Source organism: Castellaniella sp. (genome assembly GCF_004321985.1).
Lineage (GTDB): Bacteria > Pseudomonadota > Gammaproteobacteria > Burkholderiales > Burkholderiaceae_B > Castellaniella.
In genome coordinates this window covers 113,738-129,918 of the sequence record NZ_SCQN01000039.1, presented here as the reverse complement: position 1 = coordinate 129,918, position 16,181 = coordinate 113,738, and the positions used below count along the sequence as shown (strand labels likewise).

The following is a 16,181-nucleotide window of genomic DNA, read 5'->3' as shown; positions in this document are numbered from 1 at the left end:
CGGCTTCCCCACCGAACCTTGCGAACCGACTATTTTCTGCATGGTGTCTCCCTTCTCGCGCCCGGACGCCCACAAGCGCGAAGACGGCATGTCGGCCGTCAGCATGCCGGACCTGCGCTGGCTGCGCTGCGACATCAAATCCGTCTCGCTCCTGGGCAACGTGCTGGCCAAGCAATTCGCCACCGACGCCGGCGTGGACGAAGTCATCCAGTTCAGGGACGGCCACCTGTCCGAAGGCTCGTCCTGCAACATCTGGATGGTGAAAAACGGTGTGCTGCATGCCCCTCTGCGCGATCAATTCATCCTGGAAGGCATCCGCTACGCCTTCATCCAGGAACTGGCCGAAGAGGCCCACATCCCGTTTGAGGCGCGCATCATCCTGGAACATGAAGTCGAAGAGGCCGATGAGCTGATGTTGTCTTCCGCAACCAAGGAGGTCCTGCCCATCACCCGATACAACGGGCGCCCCGTGGGTAACGGCAAGCCCGGACCGGTCTACGCCCGGTTGCGCGCGGGCTACGACGCGGCAATCGCCGCAATCAGCGCACGGCCCAAAAGCTGAAGGCCGCCGCGAATGCCCGCATCTGGTGTCCCGTTCAGCCCATCCACGCTAATGGTCGTCGAGATACGCCTTCGTCGTCCGCAGGCGCGACTCCGTGCGCGCCAGTGCATCCACCGCGCCCTCTCCACCCGAAACCAGTAACTGCTGGGCCAGCATCTCGACCAGCGCATGCAGCGCGACGGTGGTGGGGAAAAAGGAGTTCCCGTGGGTATGGAACAGCAGCGTCGTGTCGGCACGAAGCGCAATCGGCGCCACCGGGCTGTCACAGAGGACAATGATGTGGCAGCCTTCTGCGCGTGCGGCATCGGCAACCACCAGAACCTCGGTCGAATAGGGGGCGTAGCTCATCAGGACGACCGTATCGCTGCTGCGCAGATGGTGCAGATCCAGATCCATCGTGCCACCGGTATTGTGCAGCACATGCACGTCCGACCGGAACAGGTTGCACAGGTACCCGAGGCTGAACGCGGCCGGATAGCACGAGCGGAAGCCTGCGATCAGAATGCGCGCGGCCCCCTGCAGTTGCCGGACCGCCTGCGCCATTGCACCTCGATTGGCCGGACCCAGCATGCTCAGGTTGCGGCCATGTTGTGCAGTCGCCGTTTCCCACGCACTCTGGGCCGATTCGGGATGATGAACCAGCGATTGCGCGCGCGCGGTGTAGCTGTCCGGCAGGATCTGGACGTCGCGCACGAATACCGCCTTCATCGCGTCCCAACCGGAATACCCCAAGTACTGCGCCAGCCGCACCAGCGTCGCCGGCTGGACACGCGCAAGGCTCGCCAGCTTGCGCGCGGAAAGCGTCGATACCTGTATCGGATGATCGATCAGATAGCGCGCACTGACCTTGAATTGCGGGGTCAGCTCAGGAAAGTGGGACTGGACGTGGCCGACAAGCTCTTCCAGCGTGTTGGGCGTGGGCATGATTCAACAAGATGTCCCGTCAAGGACGATACGCACATCCAGCACATGAACACCGCCCGGCGCAGCCAGTACGGGGTTCAGATCCAGCTCGGTGATTTCGGGGTGCGCAGTGCACAGGCGCGAAACGCCCAGCATCAATCCGGCCAGGGCGCTGCGGTCAACGGCGGCAGCGCCCCGCACGCCTTTCAGGACCGCATGGGACTGGATGCTGTCCATCATCGAATAAGCGTCCTGTTCAGTGATGGGCAAGGCGCGGAAGACAACGTCATGGAGGACCTCAACGAGAATGCCACCCAGCCCGAACATCAGGACAGGACCGTAGCTGGGGTCGTGTACCACGCCCACGACGACCTCCATGCCGCCCGGTGCATCCACCATGGGCGTGACCAGCACACCCCGGATGTCCGCGCCAGGAAACTTCTGGCGGGAGCTGGAAAGAATAGCACTGAACGCGCGCTCGACGCCTGCGTCGTCGCGGACACCGAGCCGGACGCCTCCAGCCTCCGTCTTGTGCACGACGTCCGGAGAAACAACCTTCATCGCCACCGGCGAGGCCAGCGCGTGAAATGCGGCGAGCGCCTGGTCGCCTGTCCCGGCAAGGTAAACCGGTGGCATGGCGATCCCCACGGCGCTCAGCATCGCCCGGCCCTCGTGCTCCAGCACCAGTGTGCGGCCATCGGCACGCACACCATCGATCAGCGACTGTATCGCCGGCAACGGCGGGGCTGAAGCGGTGCGTTGCAAAGGACGCGCACGGACTTCGCCGAAATCGGCCAATGCCGCCAGGCAACGGACCGTGCGTTCCACCGACCCCAGAACGGGAATCCCATGTTCTCGAAGGACGGTAAGCGCGGCTGGTCTGGCGCTCCCCGTCAGGTAGGCATACAGGCTGTGCACGAGAACGGGCTTGCCCAGGCTGAAGCACAGATCAGCCAATGCGTGCGACGTGGTGATTTCCACGTCCCTGAGCGTTTCTGAAAAGCGTAGAGCATAACCACCGTACAGGCCCGTGACGAGCAGCGCGTCCACATTGGCGTCCTCCAGCAGGATCCGCGCGCAGGCGGCAAAGACACTGGGGTCGGCATCGGTCCCACCGGCCACATCGACCGGGTTGGCCAGCGATGCGGAGGCGGGCAGGATTGCCGCCAGCGCATCGTGGGTTTTCTGCTCCAGATGCGCCAGCTCCAGCCCCTGCTCCACCAGGTTGTCCGTGGTGATGGTGGCATGGCCACCACCATCCGCCAGCACGGCCACGCGCCGCGACTTGGGCGGCGCCAGCATCGAGAGTGTCTCGGCCACGGGCAGGATATCGTCCGAGCGGCGGACGAGGATGGCGCCCGCCTGGGACAGGACACCGGCGCTGACGGCAAAGTCGCCCGCAAGAGCGCCGGTATGGGACAGCGCCGAACGCTTGCCGGCACTGCTACGCCCCGACTTGTACACGACCACGGGCTTTTGCCGACCCACCCGATCCAGCGCAGACAGAAACGCCCTGCCGTTCTTCAGCCCCTCGATGTAGGCAATGACGACTCGCGTGTGCGGATCCTGTTCGAAATAGTCCAGGTACTCATGGAATTGAAGATCGGACTCATTGCCAACACCGACATAGGTGCTCAGGCCGATCTGCCCGCCTGCTTGAGCCTCGGTCACGAGCGCCAGCGCCATATTGCCCGACTGCGACAAGAGGCCGATGTGGCCTGGCTTGAGATCCGCGAAACCCACCAGATTGCACGCGCAGTGCGTGTTGAAGATACCGGAGGTGTTCGGACCGATGACGCGCACATTCGCCGATTTCGCCGCTTGGACGAGCTCGATCTCCATTTGCCGGCCGGAGGCGCCCGTTTCGCTGAAGCCGCCAGCCAACACGACAGCCCCCTTGACTCCCACCCGGCCGCATTGCGCGAGAACCTGAGGCACCGTTTTCGCCGGCGTGCAGATCAGAGCCAGATCGGCGGCAACGGGACATGCGGACAGGTCCGGGTAGCAGGTGAGGCCCAGAATCTCCGTTTCCTTGGGGTTGACCGGCAGAATCGTCCCGGCGTACCCGTCTTCCAGCAACTTCTGGATGGAGCGGAATCCCCGTTTGTGAGGATCCTTGGACGCCCCCACGATTGCGATGGATGTCGGCGACAGGATGGTGTCCAGAATTGGCCTGGCCATCTATTGACCCCTGAACATGGGTTGGCGCTTTTCAGCGAATGCATCGATTCCTTCCTGCCAATCCTTGGTGGTGGAGCAGAACATCATTCCTTCCAGTTCCGCCGTCAATGTCGCATCGAGCGGCCGGTCACTGGCTGTATTGAGCTGGTCCTTCGCCAGCTGCATCGAGAAGGGAGCCTTCGCGGCAACCTTCAGGGCAAACTGTCTGCAATGGTCAGCGAACCCCTCATCCGGGAACCAGCGGTTTGCCAGACCCATGGCAACGGCCTCCTCCGCAGAGATCTTTTCACCCAGGAACACCAGTTCCCGGGCCTTCGCCAGCCCCACCAGCCGAGGTAACAGAGCGGTCACCCCGCCACCCAGGAAGTTCCCCAGGCTTATTTCAGGAAAACCGATCCTGGCGCTCTGCGCCATCAGGATGAAATCCGAAGCTACCGCCATCTCCGCACCCGCGCCCAGTGCATAGCCGTGGACGGCCGCCACGACCGGCTTGGACAGCAGGAGCAGGCGCCGGCACACGGATTGTTCGCCCCGCAGATACTCACGGCGCTCGAACGCGGTCCGGCCCGCCTTGTGGGCCTTGAGGTCAGCACCCACGCAAAAGGCACGGCCCGCGCCTGACAACAGAATGACACGCACTGCCGGATCACGTTCCGCAGTATCCAGCGCGGCGTTCAGGTCGTCATAGAGCTGCTGCACGACGGCATTCAACCGCTGAGGCCGGTTGAGCTGAATCTCCGCGATGCCTTCACTGGCCTCATACAAGACTGTTTCCCACGACATGACTGATCCTGATGGTTGGTTCAACGATAAAGTGAAAGAACGGGTTGCCGCGCCGAAGGCGGCGAACGCCGGCGGCCCTCACTCACCACTGGCATAGAGCCATCGCGCCACCAGTGCATCGGTGTCTCCGCCGAACTCTTCCCGCGGTCCGCTGGCGACGACCGCGCCCGTCTTGACCACATATACATAGTCCGTGATGTCCAATGCGCTGCGAATGTCCTGGTCCACCAGCAACACCGCCTTTCCCAGCTCGTGCGCCAGCCCGGCCACGATCTCGTAGATGGATTCGCTGGTCTGCGGGTCGATCCCGGCCGTCGGTTCATCGATCAGATAAACGGATGGTTCGGCCATGAGGCTGCGAGCAATCTCCACCTGGCGCTGCTGTCCCCCCGAAAGCTGTCCGGCCGGCTGCCGGCGCTTGCTCTCGACAACCGGAAACCGGGCATAGACCCGGTCGAGCCGGTCCTGAATCTCCGACTTTTTCAGACGCGCGTGCCAGAGCCCCAGGCGAAGGTTGGATTCCACCGTCAAATAGGGGAACAGGCTGGGACGCTGCGGGAGGTAGGCCACGCCAAGGCTCAGCATCTGGTGTGGCGGACTGCCCGTGATGTCCTGTCCATCGAGCAGGATCTGGCCGGCACTGGGGCGCAGGAAACCGAACATGGCCTTCAGCAGGGTCGATTTGCCGGTCCCGTTGGGGCCCACCACGCACGAAATCCTGCCCTTCCAGATCCGCGCGGTCAGCCCTCGCAGGATGTCGATGTCCCGGGTATAGCCCGCCACCAGTTCTTCCCCGGAAAAATGCGGCGCCGACTCGTAATAGGGTTCCGAGGAGGCCGGCTGCGCGCGGCCCGCCATGGTCGTCATGATCCTGCCCTCCCATTCGACTTGCGTGAACCGGTATAGGCGTGGATCACTGCGGGATCGCGAAGCACATCGTCCACGGATCCGTCGGCGATCTTCCGCCCCTGTGCCATGACGGCGACGCGGCGGACAACCGAACGGATCGCATCCAGATTGTGATCGACCAGCACGATCGTCATCCCCCGTTCATTCAGCGCCTTGATGTGCTCGATGATCTGATTGAGCAATCGCGGGTGCACGCCGGCAAACGGCTCGTCCAGCAAAATGAGTTTCGGGTCCAGCATGAGCGCGCGCCCGAGCTCCAGAAGCTTCTGTTGCCCCCCCGACAGCGAACGTGCGTAATCCTGGCTGAGGTGCGACAGCCGCAAAAATTCCAGCACGTCGTCGGCCATGTCCTCGGCGGCTGCGCGCTTCACGCGCCTGTCGGAAAGCGCCGGCACGATCAGGTTTTCCAGCACGCTCAGGCGGCGGAACAACCGGGGAACCTGGAAGGTTCGCGCCACACCGTGGCGTGCGAAGAAATGGGCAGCCATGCCCGTCAGATCGGCACCGTCCAGCAGGATCTTCCCGCCGTCCGAGTTGAGCGCGCCGCAGAGCATGTTGATGGTGGTGGTCTTCCCGGACCCATTGGGCCCGATCAATCCAACGATTTCGCCCGGCGCGATGTCCAGAGAGACCTCGGCAACCGCCTGAATGCCACCGAAATGCTTGGCGAGATGCTGCGCCGCGAAGAAAGGCCTGGAGGAATCAGTTGCCATGCGGTTTCTCCGATGCGCCATCCGGCACTGCAAGCCGCGACGACACCGCCGGACGTCGCCCGAAGCGCTCGATAAGAGGCAGCAGCCCATTGCGCGCGAATCGCTGGACGAGGATCAGCGCAAGGCCGAGCAACACGAAACGCAGCTCGCCGTACTCACGCAGCAGCTCGGACAGCAGGTAGACGATTGCCGCTCCTACGACGGCACCCGGAAGGCTCTCGATGCCGCCGATGACAGCCATGGCAATGACGATGCCCATTTCCGGCAGAATCATCATGTTGGGCGTCAAGATCCCGATGAAGTGGGCGTAGTAGATCCCCGCGATGGCCGCAATGCCGCTGGTGACGACGAACACCAGAATCTTGTAGTGCGTCGTATTGACGCCACTTGCCTGCGTAGCCCCCTCGTCTTCACGAATGGCGCGCAGGAACAGCCCGACACGGGTACGCAACAGAAACCCCATCAAAAGCATGGAGCCGACCAGTAGCGCCAGGCCGAGGTAGTAGTACGGGATGTCCGAGTCTCCCTTGAAGAATCTGGGGACCTGCAACCCAAGGCTGCCGCGGGTGATGTGCTCTTCGGCAATCAGTATCATCCGGAACACCTCGGAGATGGCCAGCGTGAACAGCGCCAGATAAGGCCCCGAGAGCCGCAGCACCATGAAGCCGATCAGCGCCCCGACGACGATCGCGAGGACCACGCCGGTGATGATCGCCAAGGGGAAATACGCCGTCCCCATGTGCACCACGATCAGGGCCGACGCATACCCGCCCAGCGCGGCGAACATCAGATGGGCGAACGAGAACTGGCCCGCAAATCCAGCCAGCAGCGTCCAGCTGGATGCCAGGATGGCGTAGTACCAGAGGATCGCGCCCACGTGGATCCAGTAGGCGCCGCCGAAGAGCGGCACGGCCAACGCCACGAGCAGCAACAGCGTCTGACCCATGCCGGATGCGGACAGGCGTTTCGAGTGTGCGGTTGCCATCATTCAAGCCTCAGGTGGACCCGCCCGAACAGCCCGGTGGGCCTGAACAGCAAGGTGATGACGAGGAGCACCGCGCCGAACGCCTGGGTATAGGCCAGCGCCCGATTCGGATCGGGCAGATAGCCAACCCCCCAGCTTTGCGCCAGGCCCAGCAGGATGCCGCCGACGATGCTGCCGCCGACCGAACCCATCCCGCCGATCACGATGATGATGAAGGCCTGCACGACCGGCAGGTCACCCATGCTGGGTGACAGCGCGAAGATCGGCGCGATCAGGGCACCGGCGCCGCCGGCCAGCGCCGAGCCCAGGCCGAAGGCGATGGTGTACATGCGCCGCGGATTGATGCCGATGACGGCAGCTGATTCGCGGTTCTGGCTGACCGCGTCAAGCGCCTGCCCCAGCGTGGTGCGGGCGAGGAACCAGGTCGTGGCGCACAGCAGCGCGATGGCCACCAGCGCCGCGATCAGGCGGTCATAGGGAAGAATGATGGGCCCCAGGATCAGCGTGCCCGCCATGAACGGAGGCGGTGATTTGCTGAACGGCCCGAACACCACGATGGCCAGGTTCGACAGGAGGATGGTGAGCCCGAACGTCACGATGATGGCGTACTCGTCCTTGCGTTCGACCTCGTCCGTGTAGACGGGGCGCATGATCAGCATCTCGAACAGGATGCCGAACAGAAACAGCGCAGCCATGGCCACGATCACCCCGCCAATCGGCGGCAGGCCGAGATACCGGATCGCATAGTAGGAAACGTAGCCCCCCACCATGTAGAGGGCGCCGTGGCCGAAGTTCACGACGCGCAGGACAGAAAATATCAGGGTCAGGCCCGCCGCCGTCAGGGCATAGATCAGCCCTATCACCAGACCGTTGACGGTCAGTAAAGAAAAATAGCTCACGCTGCGCTCCCGTTCGTTGCAAGCCGCCTGCGCACGGGCCGGCCGGCCCGTGCGCAGGCCCGCTTCATTTCAGCGGCAAGATCTTGTCGGTCGTCGCCCACTCCTTCGGGTAGACAATGGCCGCATCCTCGGGCGCCTGATTCATCTGCGTGTACTGGATGACCGTGAAGGGAACATCCATGAACTGGTGGTAAGCCCAGGCGGGGCTCTTGTTGGTCGAGAACGAATACGTTGCGTTCACACCGGTGTAGTGAACGTTCTCCAGCCCCTTGATGACAGCCTTGGGGTCGCTGGACTTGGCCTGCTCGATCCCTGCCACGACGACACCCAGGGTGTCATAGGCCTCCATCGCGACCCCGGTGGGCGGGCGGTTATAGCGCTTCTGGAATTCCTGGACGAAACTCTTCGCCTTGTCGTTCCATTGCGACTTGGGCCGTGCCACGTTGACGATCAACAGGTTTTTGGCGCATTCGCCGTCCACTTCCCAAACGTCCTTTTGCAACAGACCCGAAGAACCGATCATCTTCGTGGCAGCGTTGGGCGCGAAGCCGAGCTGGCAGGCTTGTTTGACGATCTGGTACTGGGCCTGGCCCGCAACGATCATCTGCAGCAGATCGGGTTTGGGCTTCTGGCTCATCAGCCGGATCAGCGACGGGGTGAAGTCCTGCTGATTCAGATCGATGGTCGCCGGCGTATCGGCAACACCCTTCGCCTTCAGGGTATCCAGCACGACCTTGGCGCCGCCTTGGCCAAAGTCCGTGTTCTCGGCAACGGTTGCCACGTGCTTGAATCCCTGTTCCGCGATCCAGTTGGCGATCTTCACGTAAATCAACGAATTGGCTGGAGCCAGGCGGAAGACCTCCGGATACTGCTTTGCGGTGATGTCATCGGACCAGACGTCCGTACCCACCCACGGAACACCGTACTGGTGCGCCACATCGATCTCGGCGAGCGCAACCGAGCTGTGGAATTCGCCAAAAATGGCGGATACCTTGTTCTTCGTGATCAAGCGCACCGCAGCCGCGCTGCCTTCGGAAGGCTGGCCCTTGGTGTCCTCGTAGAAGACCTTCAGCGGGCGGCCCAAAACCCCGCCGGCCTTGTTGATCTCTTCCACGCCAAGTTCAACCGCCCAGCGCATTTCCTGGCCGCTGGAGTAATTGCCAGGTGCGGAGAGCGGGCCAACCCAGCCCAAAGTGACCGGTTCTGCTGCAGGCGCTGCGGTGGACGCCATGGACAGCACCGCAGCTGCCACGACCCCAATACCTCGAGAAAATTTCATGATGGTGTCCTCAGGTGAAGTCCGCGACATGACAGGCTCGATAACGAAGGCGTCAATCCACCACCCGACGTAGCAATGAGTGCGATGACGCCACCAATGATCGCGGCAAAACGGTTCTGCAAAGCATGTTGCAAAACGATCGTATTACGAAACATATGTTTTATCACCCCCTCGATTTCCCTATACTGTGGACGAAACGACAGGCGTCCCACCCCCGTGCCCGGGTCGGGACGAGCCTGCAATGTGCAAGAGAGACCAAGGAGAATGACATGCCGGCGTTGTCGCATCTCAAGATTTCCGGATCCGCTTTCGACGCAGGGCTACAGCTGGGACGGTTCGGCGCCGCAGCGATGCATGAGCACCTGCTGGACACCCGGACGTGGGCGGAGATCATGACGTGGCGCGGAAGCGCCCGCGTCGCCACCATGGCGCGGCTCGTTCGCGAGCGTTTCCCGCTCATCTGGTCCGAGCTGGAAGGACTTGCCGCCGGGCTCGGGCTTCCGTTCGACGACGTTTTCCTGTGGAATTGCCGGGGGGATCTGTGGGCGTTTGCCCCTGACGGCTGCACCACCATCCTGCTGCCTGGCGGCGGCGCTGCGCGAATCGTGCACAACGAAGACGGGTACCCGGGATTCGCCGGCAGCTGTGCCATCGCTGAATATCGGATCGACGGCCAGCCCAGCATTGCGAGCTTCGTCTACCCCGGGTCCATCCCGGGGCACACGTTTGCCGTCACAGGCAACGGCTTGGCCATTACCGTCAACAACATTCGCGGGAAGCAGGCAACTGCAGGGGTGCCGCGCATGGTGCTCTCACGCGCCGCCCTGAATGCCGGCAGCGCCAAAGAGGCCGTCCAAATCCTCCAGGACAACCCGCGTGCCGGAAGCTTCCATCTGGCGATCGGGGATGCCCGGAATGGCGGCCTGCTGAGCGTGGAATATGGCGCGTTCGCCTGCTCTGTGCAGGTCGCCGCCGTCCCTTCGGCGCACGCCAATCACGCCATCCACGCCGCGACACGCAACCTGCCGCAATGGATCACCGCGTCGTCCGGATTCCGGCAGATCCGCGCGGAGCATCTGCTGTCGCAGTACTCGATGCGGAACCAGCCTATCGATCCGCTGGCCATCCTGTCCGACACCGGCAATGCGGACTATCCCATCTACCGGGCCGACGCCGCCGACAGTGACGATGAAAACACCATGGCCACCGCCGACATCCGCCTCACCCCGGATGGCATCATCTGGAAGGTGCATGAATCACCGGCGGCCGGCGCACGGTTCAAGTTCAAAGGGACGGCGCTCCACGATTGAAGCAGCACCAGGCCGGGCATGGGCGAATCACGCTTCCAGCAAGCGCTTGTAGGCCATCTCTGCTGCAACCAGATCAGCCAGTGCCGACCCTACAGTCTTGAAGACCGTAATCTCCTGATCCGAGTCCCGCGCCCGGGCGCCGGCGCGGCACAAGCCCGCCAACATACCCCTGACGTTCTGCGCCGTGAACAGGCCCAACTTGACCGGAAACAGGAGGTCGCCGGCGCTCCTGATCGCGGTCGGGATGTCGACATACACCGATGCGCGGACGATGAGCGCATCATCCGACTCGCGCATCAATGGCGTGAACGAGCCGATCAGATCGACGTGCGTGCCCGGGCGCACCCAATCTCCCCGGACCAGCGGCTCTGTGGACAGTGTGGCGGTGCTGATGATGTCGGCATGCCGAACAGCCTGCTCCAGATCCTCGGCAACCCGTGCATTCATGCCGGCCCCGGTCAACCGGTCAACCAGGGCCTCGGCAGCCGCATGCCTGATGTCCCAAACCAGAATCTCGTCAATCGGCCGCACGGCACAATAGGCCTCGGGCAAGAGACTACCCACGTGTCCTGCGCCCACCACCAGCAAGCGGTGCGCGTCTTCACGCGAGAGAAAGCTCGCGGCCAGCGCGGCCGTCGACACGGTCCGGCGTGCCGTGATCGTGTTTCCATCGATCATCGCAAGCACGGCACCCGTGGCGCCATCGAACAGCACATAGACCGATTCCAGGCCCGGCAGATCCCGCGCAGTGTTCCCCGGGAAGACCGTCACGAGCTTGACGCCAAGGAACGAGGGCTCCTTCGTGCCGATGCTCCAGGCCGGCATGGTGAGCAACGTGGCATTCGGCTCCCCGGTCATGGAAATGCTGTGGTGTTGCCGTTCCGGGACGTGGCACCCGGCCACGAATCCCGCCTGCAATGCGTCGATCAACTGGGGCAAAGGGAGCGCTTCAGCGGCATCCGTCGCATTCACAATCTTCATGGAGCCTCTCTCACCGAAAACCAACGCAGCCGCAGCCCTACTCCACCGTCACGCTCTTGGCCAGATTGCGCGGTTTATCCACGTCTGTCCCGCGGGCGCAAGCCGTGTGATAGGCCAGCAACTGCAATGGCACCACATGCAGAATGGGAGACAGCTGACCATAATGCTCGGGCATGCGGATGACGTGCATGCCCGGCGCCGGAATGATCTGCGAATCCGCATCCGCAAAGACATATAGTTCGCCGCCACGGGCACGGACTTCCTGCATGTTGGATTTCAGCTTCTCCAGCAGCTCGTCGTGCGGGGCGATGGTGACCACCGGCATGGCATCGGTCACCAGCGCCAGCGGCCCGTGCTTGAGTTCGCCCGCCGGGTACGCCTCTGCATGAATGTAGCTGATTTCCTTCAGCTTCAGGGCGCCTTCCAACGCGATCGGGTAATGCATGCCGCGCCCCAGGAACAGCGCATTTTCCTTGCTGGCGAAACGCTCCGCCCAGGCGATGATCTGCGGCTCCAGCGCCAGCACGGCGGAAATGGCCGCCGGCAAGTGCCGCAGCGACTTCAGGGCCCGTTCTTCCGCCGCTGCATCCAGACGCCCGCGAATCTGCGCCAGGCACAGGGCCAGCAGGTACAGCGCCGTCAGTTGCGTGGTGAAAGCCTTGGTTGAGGCCACGCCGATTTCCACGCCGGCCCGCGTGATGAAGGACAGCTTGCATTCGCGGACCATTGCGCTGGTGGCCACATTGCAGATCGTGAGCGTCTGTTGCATGCCCAGGCTCCGGGCGTGCTTGAGTGCAGCCAGCGTGTCGGCCGTCTCGCCCGACTGGGAAATCGTCACCACCAGGGTGCGTGGATCAGGCACGCTGGTCCGGTAGCGGTATTCGCTGGCAATTTCCACATTGACCGGGATGCCCGCGGCCGATTCGATCCAGTAGCGCGCCGTCAGCCCGGCGTAGAAGCTGGTGCCGCACGCCAGGATCAGAACGCGGTCGATGCCCGCGAACACGGCATGCGCCCCATCGCCGAACAGCTCGGGCATGACGGCATCGATTCCGCGCAGCGTATCGCCGACCGCGCGCGGCTGCTCGAAGATCTCTTTCTGCATGAAATGACGGTAGGGGCCCAGTTCCGCCTCGCCGGTATGGATCTGCACGGTGTGCACTTCGCGATCCGCCGGGCGGCCGCGGGCATCCGTCACCCACACGCGTGAAAGCTGCACGTCGACCACGTCGCCATCTTCCAGATAGATGATCTGGTCGGTGGTTCCGGCCAGCGCCAACGCGTCCGAAGCCAGGTAATTGCCGTCGGTGCCACAGCCCACGACCAGCGGAGAGCCCTGGCGGGCGCCCACGACCCGGTGCGGCTCCGCAGCACAGAAGACGGCGATGGCATAGGCGCCTTCGAGCCGACGAATGGCCTGCTGGACGGCCGCGAGCAGATCGCCGTCGTACAGGTGATCGACCAGATGAGCAATGACCTCGGTATCGGTCTGGCTCTGGAACACGTAACCGACGGCCTGCAGCTCCGCCCGCAGCACGTCATGATTTTCGATGATGCCGTTGTGCACCAGCGCAATGCGCGGCGCGGCCGGATCCAGACCCGAAAAGTGCGGATGCGCATTATGCGTGAGCGGCGCGCCATGGGTGGCCCAGCGCGTATGTGCAATGCCGGTCAGCCCATGAATGCCGTCCTGTTCGGCCTGTGCTTCCAGTTCGGCCACGCGGCGCGTGCTGCGCACCCGCTGCAGGCCGGTGCCGGTATGCACGGCCACGCCGCAGGAATCATAGCCGCGATATTCCAGCCGGCGCAGGCCCTCCAGCAAAATGGGGACTACGTCCCGTTGCGCCACAGCACCGACGATGCCACACATGGAGCAGACTCCTTCGTTTCAACAGTTGCGCTATTGTGCGGAAAACCTATGGAAATATGATTTCTATTTCCTAATCAAAACGAATTATTATTTCTTATCTTCTATAATAAGAAAAATTATTTCATTATTCATGTGTAGATAGAATCATTGGTCAATATCTGGAAATGTCTGACCTCTTTTACAGAATGGACACACATCATGCCGATCCGCGCCAACGAGCTGGATGACCTGGACCACCGCATTCTGGAGCAGCTCCAGCGGGACTGCGCCCTGACCAACCAGGACCTGGCTGAAAAGGTCCACGCCTCGCCACCCACCTGTCTGCGGCGAGTCCGGCGTCTGGTCGAAACAGGCCTCATCCAGCAGCGCGTGGCGATTCTGGACCCGGTACTGATGGGGGCTGCGCTGACGGTCATCATCGAGGTCACACTGGACACCCAGGCGGCCACACAGGCCGACGCACTGGAAGCCCAGCTCTTGGCAGAACCCGCCATCCAGCAATGCTACCGGGTCAGCAGCGGTCCGGATTTCATTTTGATTGCGATGGTCGCCGACATGCCAGCCTATCAGGCGCTCGCCCAGCGGTGTCTCACGAGCGACCCGCGCATCCGCAACGTCCGCAGCTTCTTTGCCACGGCGCGCAGCAAATTCACGACCCGCATCCCGATTGCCGGGTGACACGGGGCTGACCGGCGAACCCGCACAAGCCAGGCAGCAGGATAATCAGTACAGATATCCCCCGCGCGCCTGCTATGCTTGCGCCCTATGATGCTCTTGCCTCCCATCCACCTGCCCGCAGGCCTGCCGCCTGTGGACGACGCGACCCGCGAACATGGCCACCGAGTGCGCGCCATGCTCACCCAGCGTATCACCGACGCTGGCGGCTGGCTGTCATTCGAGCACTGGATGCAGGTCGCGCTCTACGAACCCGGCCTGGGATACTACAGCGCCGGCAGCACCAAGCTGCACCAGGGTGGCGATTTCACCACCGCCCCCGAAACCAGCCCCCTGTTCGGGCAGGCGCTGGCGCGCCAGGTAGCGGAAATCCTGGCGGCCAGCCAGTCATCGACCGTGCTGGAATTCGGTGCCGGGTCGGGGGCGCTCGCCGACGCCCTGATTCCAGCGCTGCGGGATTTGGGCATAGCCGTGGACTACCGCATTCTGGAGCTGTCCGCCGATCTGCGCGCGCGCCAGCAGGAGCGCCTGGCTGCCTGGGGGAACCAAGTTCAGTGGCTGGACACCTTGCCCCACGCCTTCGCTGGCTGCGTCGTCGCCAACGAGGTCCTGGATGCCATGCCAGCGATCCTGTTTCAATGGACCGAGGCCGGGACACCGGCCCTGCTGGGCGTGGCAACAGATGCGCGCCCCGATGCGCCTGCCCCATTTCGCTGGGTACTGCACGATGCGCCACCCGCCACGGCAGCCGTGATCGCGGCCCGCATGCCGCCGCTGCCGGGCTACCGGTCGGAACTCAACCTGCAGGCCGAGGCCTGGATGCGCAACCTGGGTCTGTGGCTGGAAAAAGGTGCAGCGCTGCTCATCGACTACGGCTTTCCGCGTCGCGAGTACTACCACCCGCAACGCACCCAGGGCACGCTGATGTGCCACTTCCGCCACCATGCCCACGACCAGCCGCTGGTGCTCGCCGGCCTGCAGGACATCACTGCCCACGTGGACTTCACCGCCATGGCTGACGCGGCGCTGGACAGTGGGCTGGACGTGCTGGGCTATACGTCCCAGGCACGATTCCTGATGAACGCTGGACTGACGGATCTGATCCGCGCACCCGGCGAGGACCCGGCACTGCGTGCGCGCCAACTCACTGCGTTGAACACGCTGCTGTCCGAAGCTGAAATGGGGGAACTGTTCAAGGTGATGGCTGTGGGCCGAGGCATTGCTCCACCGCTGCTGGGCTTTGCGCGTGGGGACCGGCGGGACCGGCTTTAGGGTGCCGCCTGTACGCCCGCCAACTGGACGGCAGGCCCAATTCCTCCCGACTCCGTCACTCGCAACCCAAAGCTGTTCATCAGCCGCCGCGTCGCAAAGTCCGGCGTACCGCTGGTAAAGAACGCAGCATCATCGTCCGCCGGATGCAACGCATTGGGTGGACGCAGCAGCAGGCTGCGCGCCCGGCGCGCGATCGCCTCGGCCGGATCCAGCCAATCCACGGGCCATGGGGCCAGCCGCCGGAAGACGTTGGTCATGAAGGGATAGTGCGTGCAGCCCAGCACCACGATATCGGTGTGTCGATCGGCGCGCTGCACAAAGCAGTCAGCAATCTCGGCACGCACCGCGACGTCATCCACGGCATCGCCGCGCACATAGGCTTCGGCCATGCCGGCCAGTTCAGTGGACCCCACCAGATTGACCTCGCAACGCGAGGCGAAGGACTGAATGAGTGTGCGCGTATATTCGCGGCACACGGTGCCTGGCGTGGCCAGCACGGATACCAGGCCCGACCGGGTACGCTCGGCGGCGGGCTTGATGGCGGGAACCGTGCCCACGAAGGTCATCCCCGGGAAGGCCGCACGCAAGTCGGCACCCGCCAGCGTGAAGGCCGTGTTGCAGGCGACGATGCACAGCACCGGATGGTGAACCCGCAGCAACTCTCCGAACAGGAGGATCAGCCGAGCGCGCAACCCCGGCTCGTCCCAGTCCCCATAAGGAAATCCGGCATCGTCGGCCACATAGACGAAACGACGCTCCGGCATCAGCAGCCGCGCTTCGCGCAGTACCGTCAGCCCCCCGATCCCCGAATCAAAAACCAGCACGGGCCTCACGGCATCGGCCTGAATCTTGTCCATGG

At 63.4% G+C, this 16,181-nt stretch carries 15 protein-coding genes; 4 read left to right on the top strand and 11 right to left on the bottom strand.

Annotated features, from left to right (window positions below; translation table 11 throughout):
- Nucleotides 1-562, top strand: a 562-nt coding sequence (locus EPN31_RS08445) for an aminotransferase class IV (protein ID WP_291771883.1), incomplete at its 5' end; no start/stop codon positions are given.
- A 48-nt stretch (nucleotides 563-610) separates the two neighbouring features.
- On the opposite strand, the gene EPN31_RS08440 is transcribed toward EPN31_RS08445, so the two are convergent.
- From EPN31_RS08440 to EPN31_RS08405, 8 genes are all read right to left on the bottom strand, one after another.
- On the bottom strand, nucleotides 611-1,486 hold the full coding sequence (locus tag EPN31_RS08440; RefSeq protein ID WP_291771880.1) for a MurR/RpiR family transcriptional regulator: 876 nt from the start codon (nucleotides 1,484-1,486) through the stop codon (nucleotides 611-613).
- 3 nt (nucleotides 1,487-1,489) lie between these two features.
- Complete coding sequence (locus tag EPN31_RS08435; protein WP_291771877.1) at nucleotides 1,490-3,646, bottom strand: acetate--CoA ligase family protein; 2,157 nt, start codon at nucleotides 3,644-3,646, stop codon at nucleotides 1,490-1,492.
- Nucleotides 3,647-4,429 (bottom strand): enoyl-CoA hydratase/isomerase family protein, encoded by a 783-nt coding sequence (locus EPN31_RS08430; RefSeq protein ID WP_291771874.1) that lies wholly within the window; start codon nucleotides 4,427-4,429, stop codon nucleotides 3,647-3,649.
- A gap of 78 nt (nucleotides 4,430-4,507) precedes the next feature.
- Entirely contained in the window at nucleotides 4,508-5,296 is a 789-nt protein-coding gene (locus tag EPN31_RS08425) for an ABC transporter ATP-binding protein (RefSeq protein WP_291771871.1), read from the bottom strand.
- Nucleotides 5,293-6,051 (bottom strand): ABC transporter ATP-binding protein, encoded by a 759-nt coding sequence (locus EPN31_RS08420; protein ID WP_291771868.1) that lies wholly within the window; start codon nucleotides 6,049-6,051, stop codon nucleotides 5,293-5,295. The genes EPN31_RS08425 and EPN31_RS08420 overlap by 4 nt, the downstream gene beginning before the upstream one ends.
- Nucleotides 6,041-7,039, bottom strand: coding sequence for a branched-chain amino acid ABC transporter permease (locus tag EPN31_RS08415; RefSeq protein ID WP_291771865.1), 999 nt, complete (start codon nucleotides 7,037-7,039; stop codon nucleotides 6,041-6,043). Before EPN31_RS08415 ends, EPN31_RS08420 begins: the two co-directional genes overlap by 11 nt.
- On the bottom strand, nucleotides 7,036-7,935 hold the full coding sequence (locus EPN31_RS08410; RefSeq protein WP_291771862.1) for a branched-chain amino acid ABC transporter permease: 900 nt from the start codon (nucleotides 7,933-7,935) through the stop codon (nucleotides 7,036-7,038). The genes EPN31_RS08415 and EPN31_RS08410 overlap by 4 nt, the downstream gene beginning before the upstream one ends.
- 64 nt (nucleotides 7,936-7,999) lie before the next feature.
- A complete protein-coding gene (locus tag EPN31_RS08405; RefSeq protein WP_291771859.1) occupies nucleotides 8,000-9,214 on the bottom strand; it encodes an ABC transporter substrate-binding protein in 1,215 nt (404 codons plus the stop codon).
- Between the two features lie 269 nt (nucleotides 9,215-9,483).
- Between EPN31_RS08405 and EPN31_RS08400 the strand changes: the two genes are divergently transcribed.
- The gene (locus tag EPN31_RS08400) at nucleotides 9,484-10,524 is read left to right on the top strand and encodes a C45 family peptidase (protein ID WP_291771854.1); all 1,041 of its coding nucleotides are present in this window, start codon (nucleotides 9,484-9,486) and stop codon (nucleotides 10,522-10,524) included.
- A 27-nt stretch (nucleotides 10,525-10,551) separates the two neighbouring features.
- Here EPN31_RS08400 and EPN31_RS08395 read toward each other — a convergent pair whose 3' ends face one another.
- Nucleotides 10,552-11,505, bottom strand: a complete 954-nt coding sequence (locus EPN31_RS08395) for an ornithine cyclodeaminase family protein (RefSeq protein ID WP_291771851.1) — start codon at nucleotides 11,503-11,505, stop codon at nucleotides 10,552-10,554.
- Between the two features lie 37 nt (nucleotides 11,506-11,542).
- Nucleotides 11,543-13,375 (bottom strand): glutamine--fructose-6-phosphate transaminase (isomerizing), encoded by a 1,833-nt coding sequence (glmS, locus tag EPN31_RS08390; RefSeq protein ID WP_291771848.1) that lies wholly within the window; start codon nucleotides 13,373-13,375, stop codon nucleotides 11,543-11,545.
- Between the two features lie 198 nt (nucleotides 13,376-13,573).
- On the opposite strand from glmS, the gene EPN31_RS08385 reads away from it, so the two are divergent.
- Nucleotides 13,574-14,053 carry an Lrp/AsnC family transcriptional regulator gene (locus tag EPN31_RS08385; RefSeq protein ID WP_291771845.1) on the top strand — a complete coding sequence of 160 codons (480 nt, stop codon included), beginning with the start codon at nucleotides 13,574-13,576 and terminating at the stop codon, nucleotides 14,051-14,053.
- Between the two features lie 87 nt (nucleotides 14,054-14,140).
- Nucleotides 14,141-15,322, top strand: coding sequence for an SAM-dependent methyltransferase (locus EPN31_RS08380; RefSeq protein WP_291771843.1), 1,182 nt, complete (start codon nucleotides 14,141-14,143; stop codon nucleotides 15,320-15,322).
- Here the strand turns inward: EPN31_RS08380 and murI are convergent.
- The gene (gene murI / locus EPN31_RS08375) at nucleotides 15,319-16,179 is read right to left on the bottom strand and encodes a glutamate racemase (RefSeq protein ID WP_291771840.1); all 861 of its coding nucleotides are present in this window, start codon (nucleotides 16,177-16,179) and stop codon (nucleotides 15,319-15,321) included. The genes EPN31_RS08380 and murI overlap by 4 nt on opposite strands.
- Nucleotides 16,180-16,181: the final 2 nt, after the last annotated feature.

What these genes read in the sequence shown, in the direction of transcription:
- EPN31_RS08380 (WP_291771843.1), top strand. Translation starts at nt 14,141, where the DNA reads ATGATGCTCTTGCCTCCCATCCACCTGCCCGCAGGCCTGCCGCCTGTG.
- EPN31_RS08400 (WP_291771854.1), top strand. Translation starts at nt 9,484, where the DNA reads ATGCCGGCGTTGTCGCATCTCAAGATTTCCGGATCCGCTTTCGACGCA.
- glmS (WP_291771848.1), bottom strand. Translation starts at nt 13,375, where the DNA reads ATGTGTGGCATCGTCGGTGCTGTGGCGCAACGGGACGTAGTCCCCATT.
- EPN31_RS08435 (WP_291771877.1), bottom strand. Translation starts at nt 3,646, where the DNA reads ATGGCCAGGCCAATTCTGGACACCATCCTGTCGCCGACATCCATCGCA.
- EPN31_RS08425 (WP_291771871.1), bottom strand. Translation starts at nt 5,296, where the DNA reads ATGACGACCATGGCGGGCCGCGCGCAGCCGGCCTCCTCGGAACCCTAT.
- EPN31_RS08440 (WP_291771880.1), bottom strand. Translation starts at nt 1,486, where the DNA reads ATGCCCACGCCCAACACGCTGGAAGAGCTTGTCGGCCACGTCCAGTCC.
- EPN31_RS08430 (WP_291771874.1), bottom strand. Translation starts at nt 4,429, where the DNA reads ATGTCGTGGGAAACAGTCTTGTATGAGGCCAGTGAAGGCATCGCGGAG.
- murI (WP_291771840.1), bottom strand. Translation starts at nt 16,179, where the DNA reads ATGGACAAGATTCAGGCCGATGCCGTGAGGCCCGTGCTGGTTTTTGAT.
- EPN31_RS08415 (WP_291771865.1), bottom strand. Translation starts at nt 7,039, where the DNA reads ATGATGGCAACCGCACACTCGAAACGCCTGTCCGCATCCGGCATGGGT.
- EPN31_RS08420 (WP_291771868.1), bottom strand. Translation starts at nt 6,051, where the DNA reads ATGGCAACTGATTCCTCCAGGCCTTTCTTCGCGGCGCAGCATCTCGCC.
- EPN31_RS08405 (WP_291771859.1), bottom strand. Translation starts at nt 9,214, where the DNA reads ATGAAATTTTCTCGAGGTATTGGGGTCGTGGCAGCTGCGGTGCTGTCC.
- EPN31_RS08385 (WP_291771845.1), top strand. Translation starts at nt 13,574, where the DNA reads ATGCCGATCCGCGCCAACGAGCTGGATGACCTGGACCACCGCATTCTG.
- EPN31_RS08395 (WP_291771851.1), bottom strand. Translation starts at nt 11,505, where the DNA reads ATGAAGATTGTGAATGCGACGGATGCCGCTGAAGCGCTCCCTTTGCCC.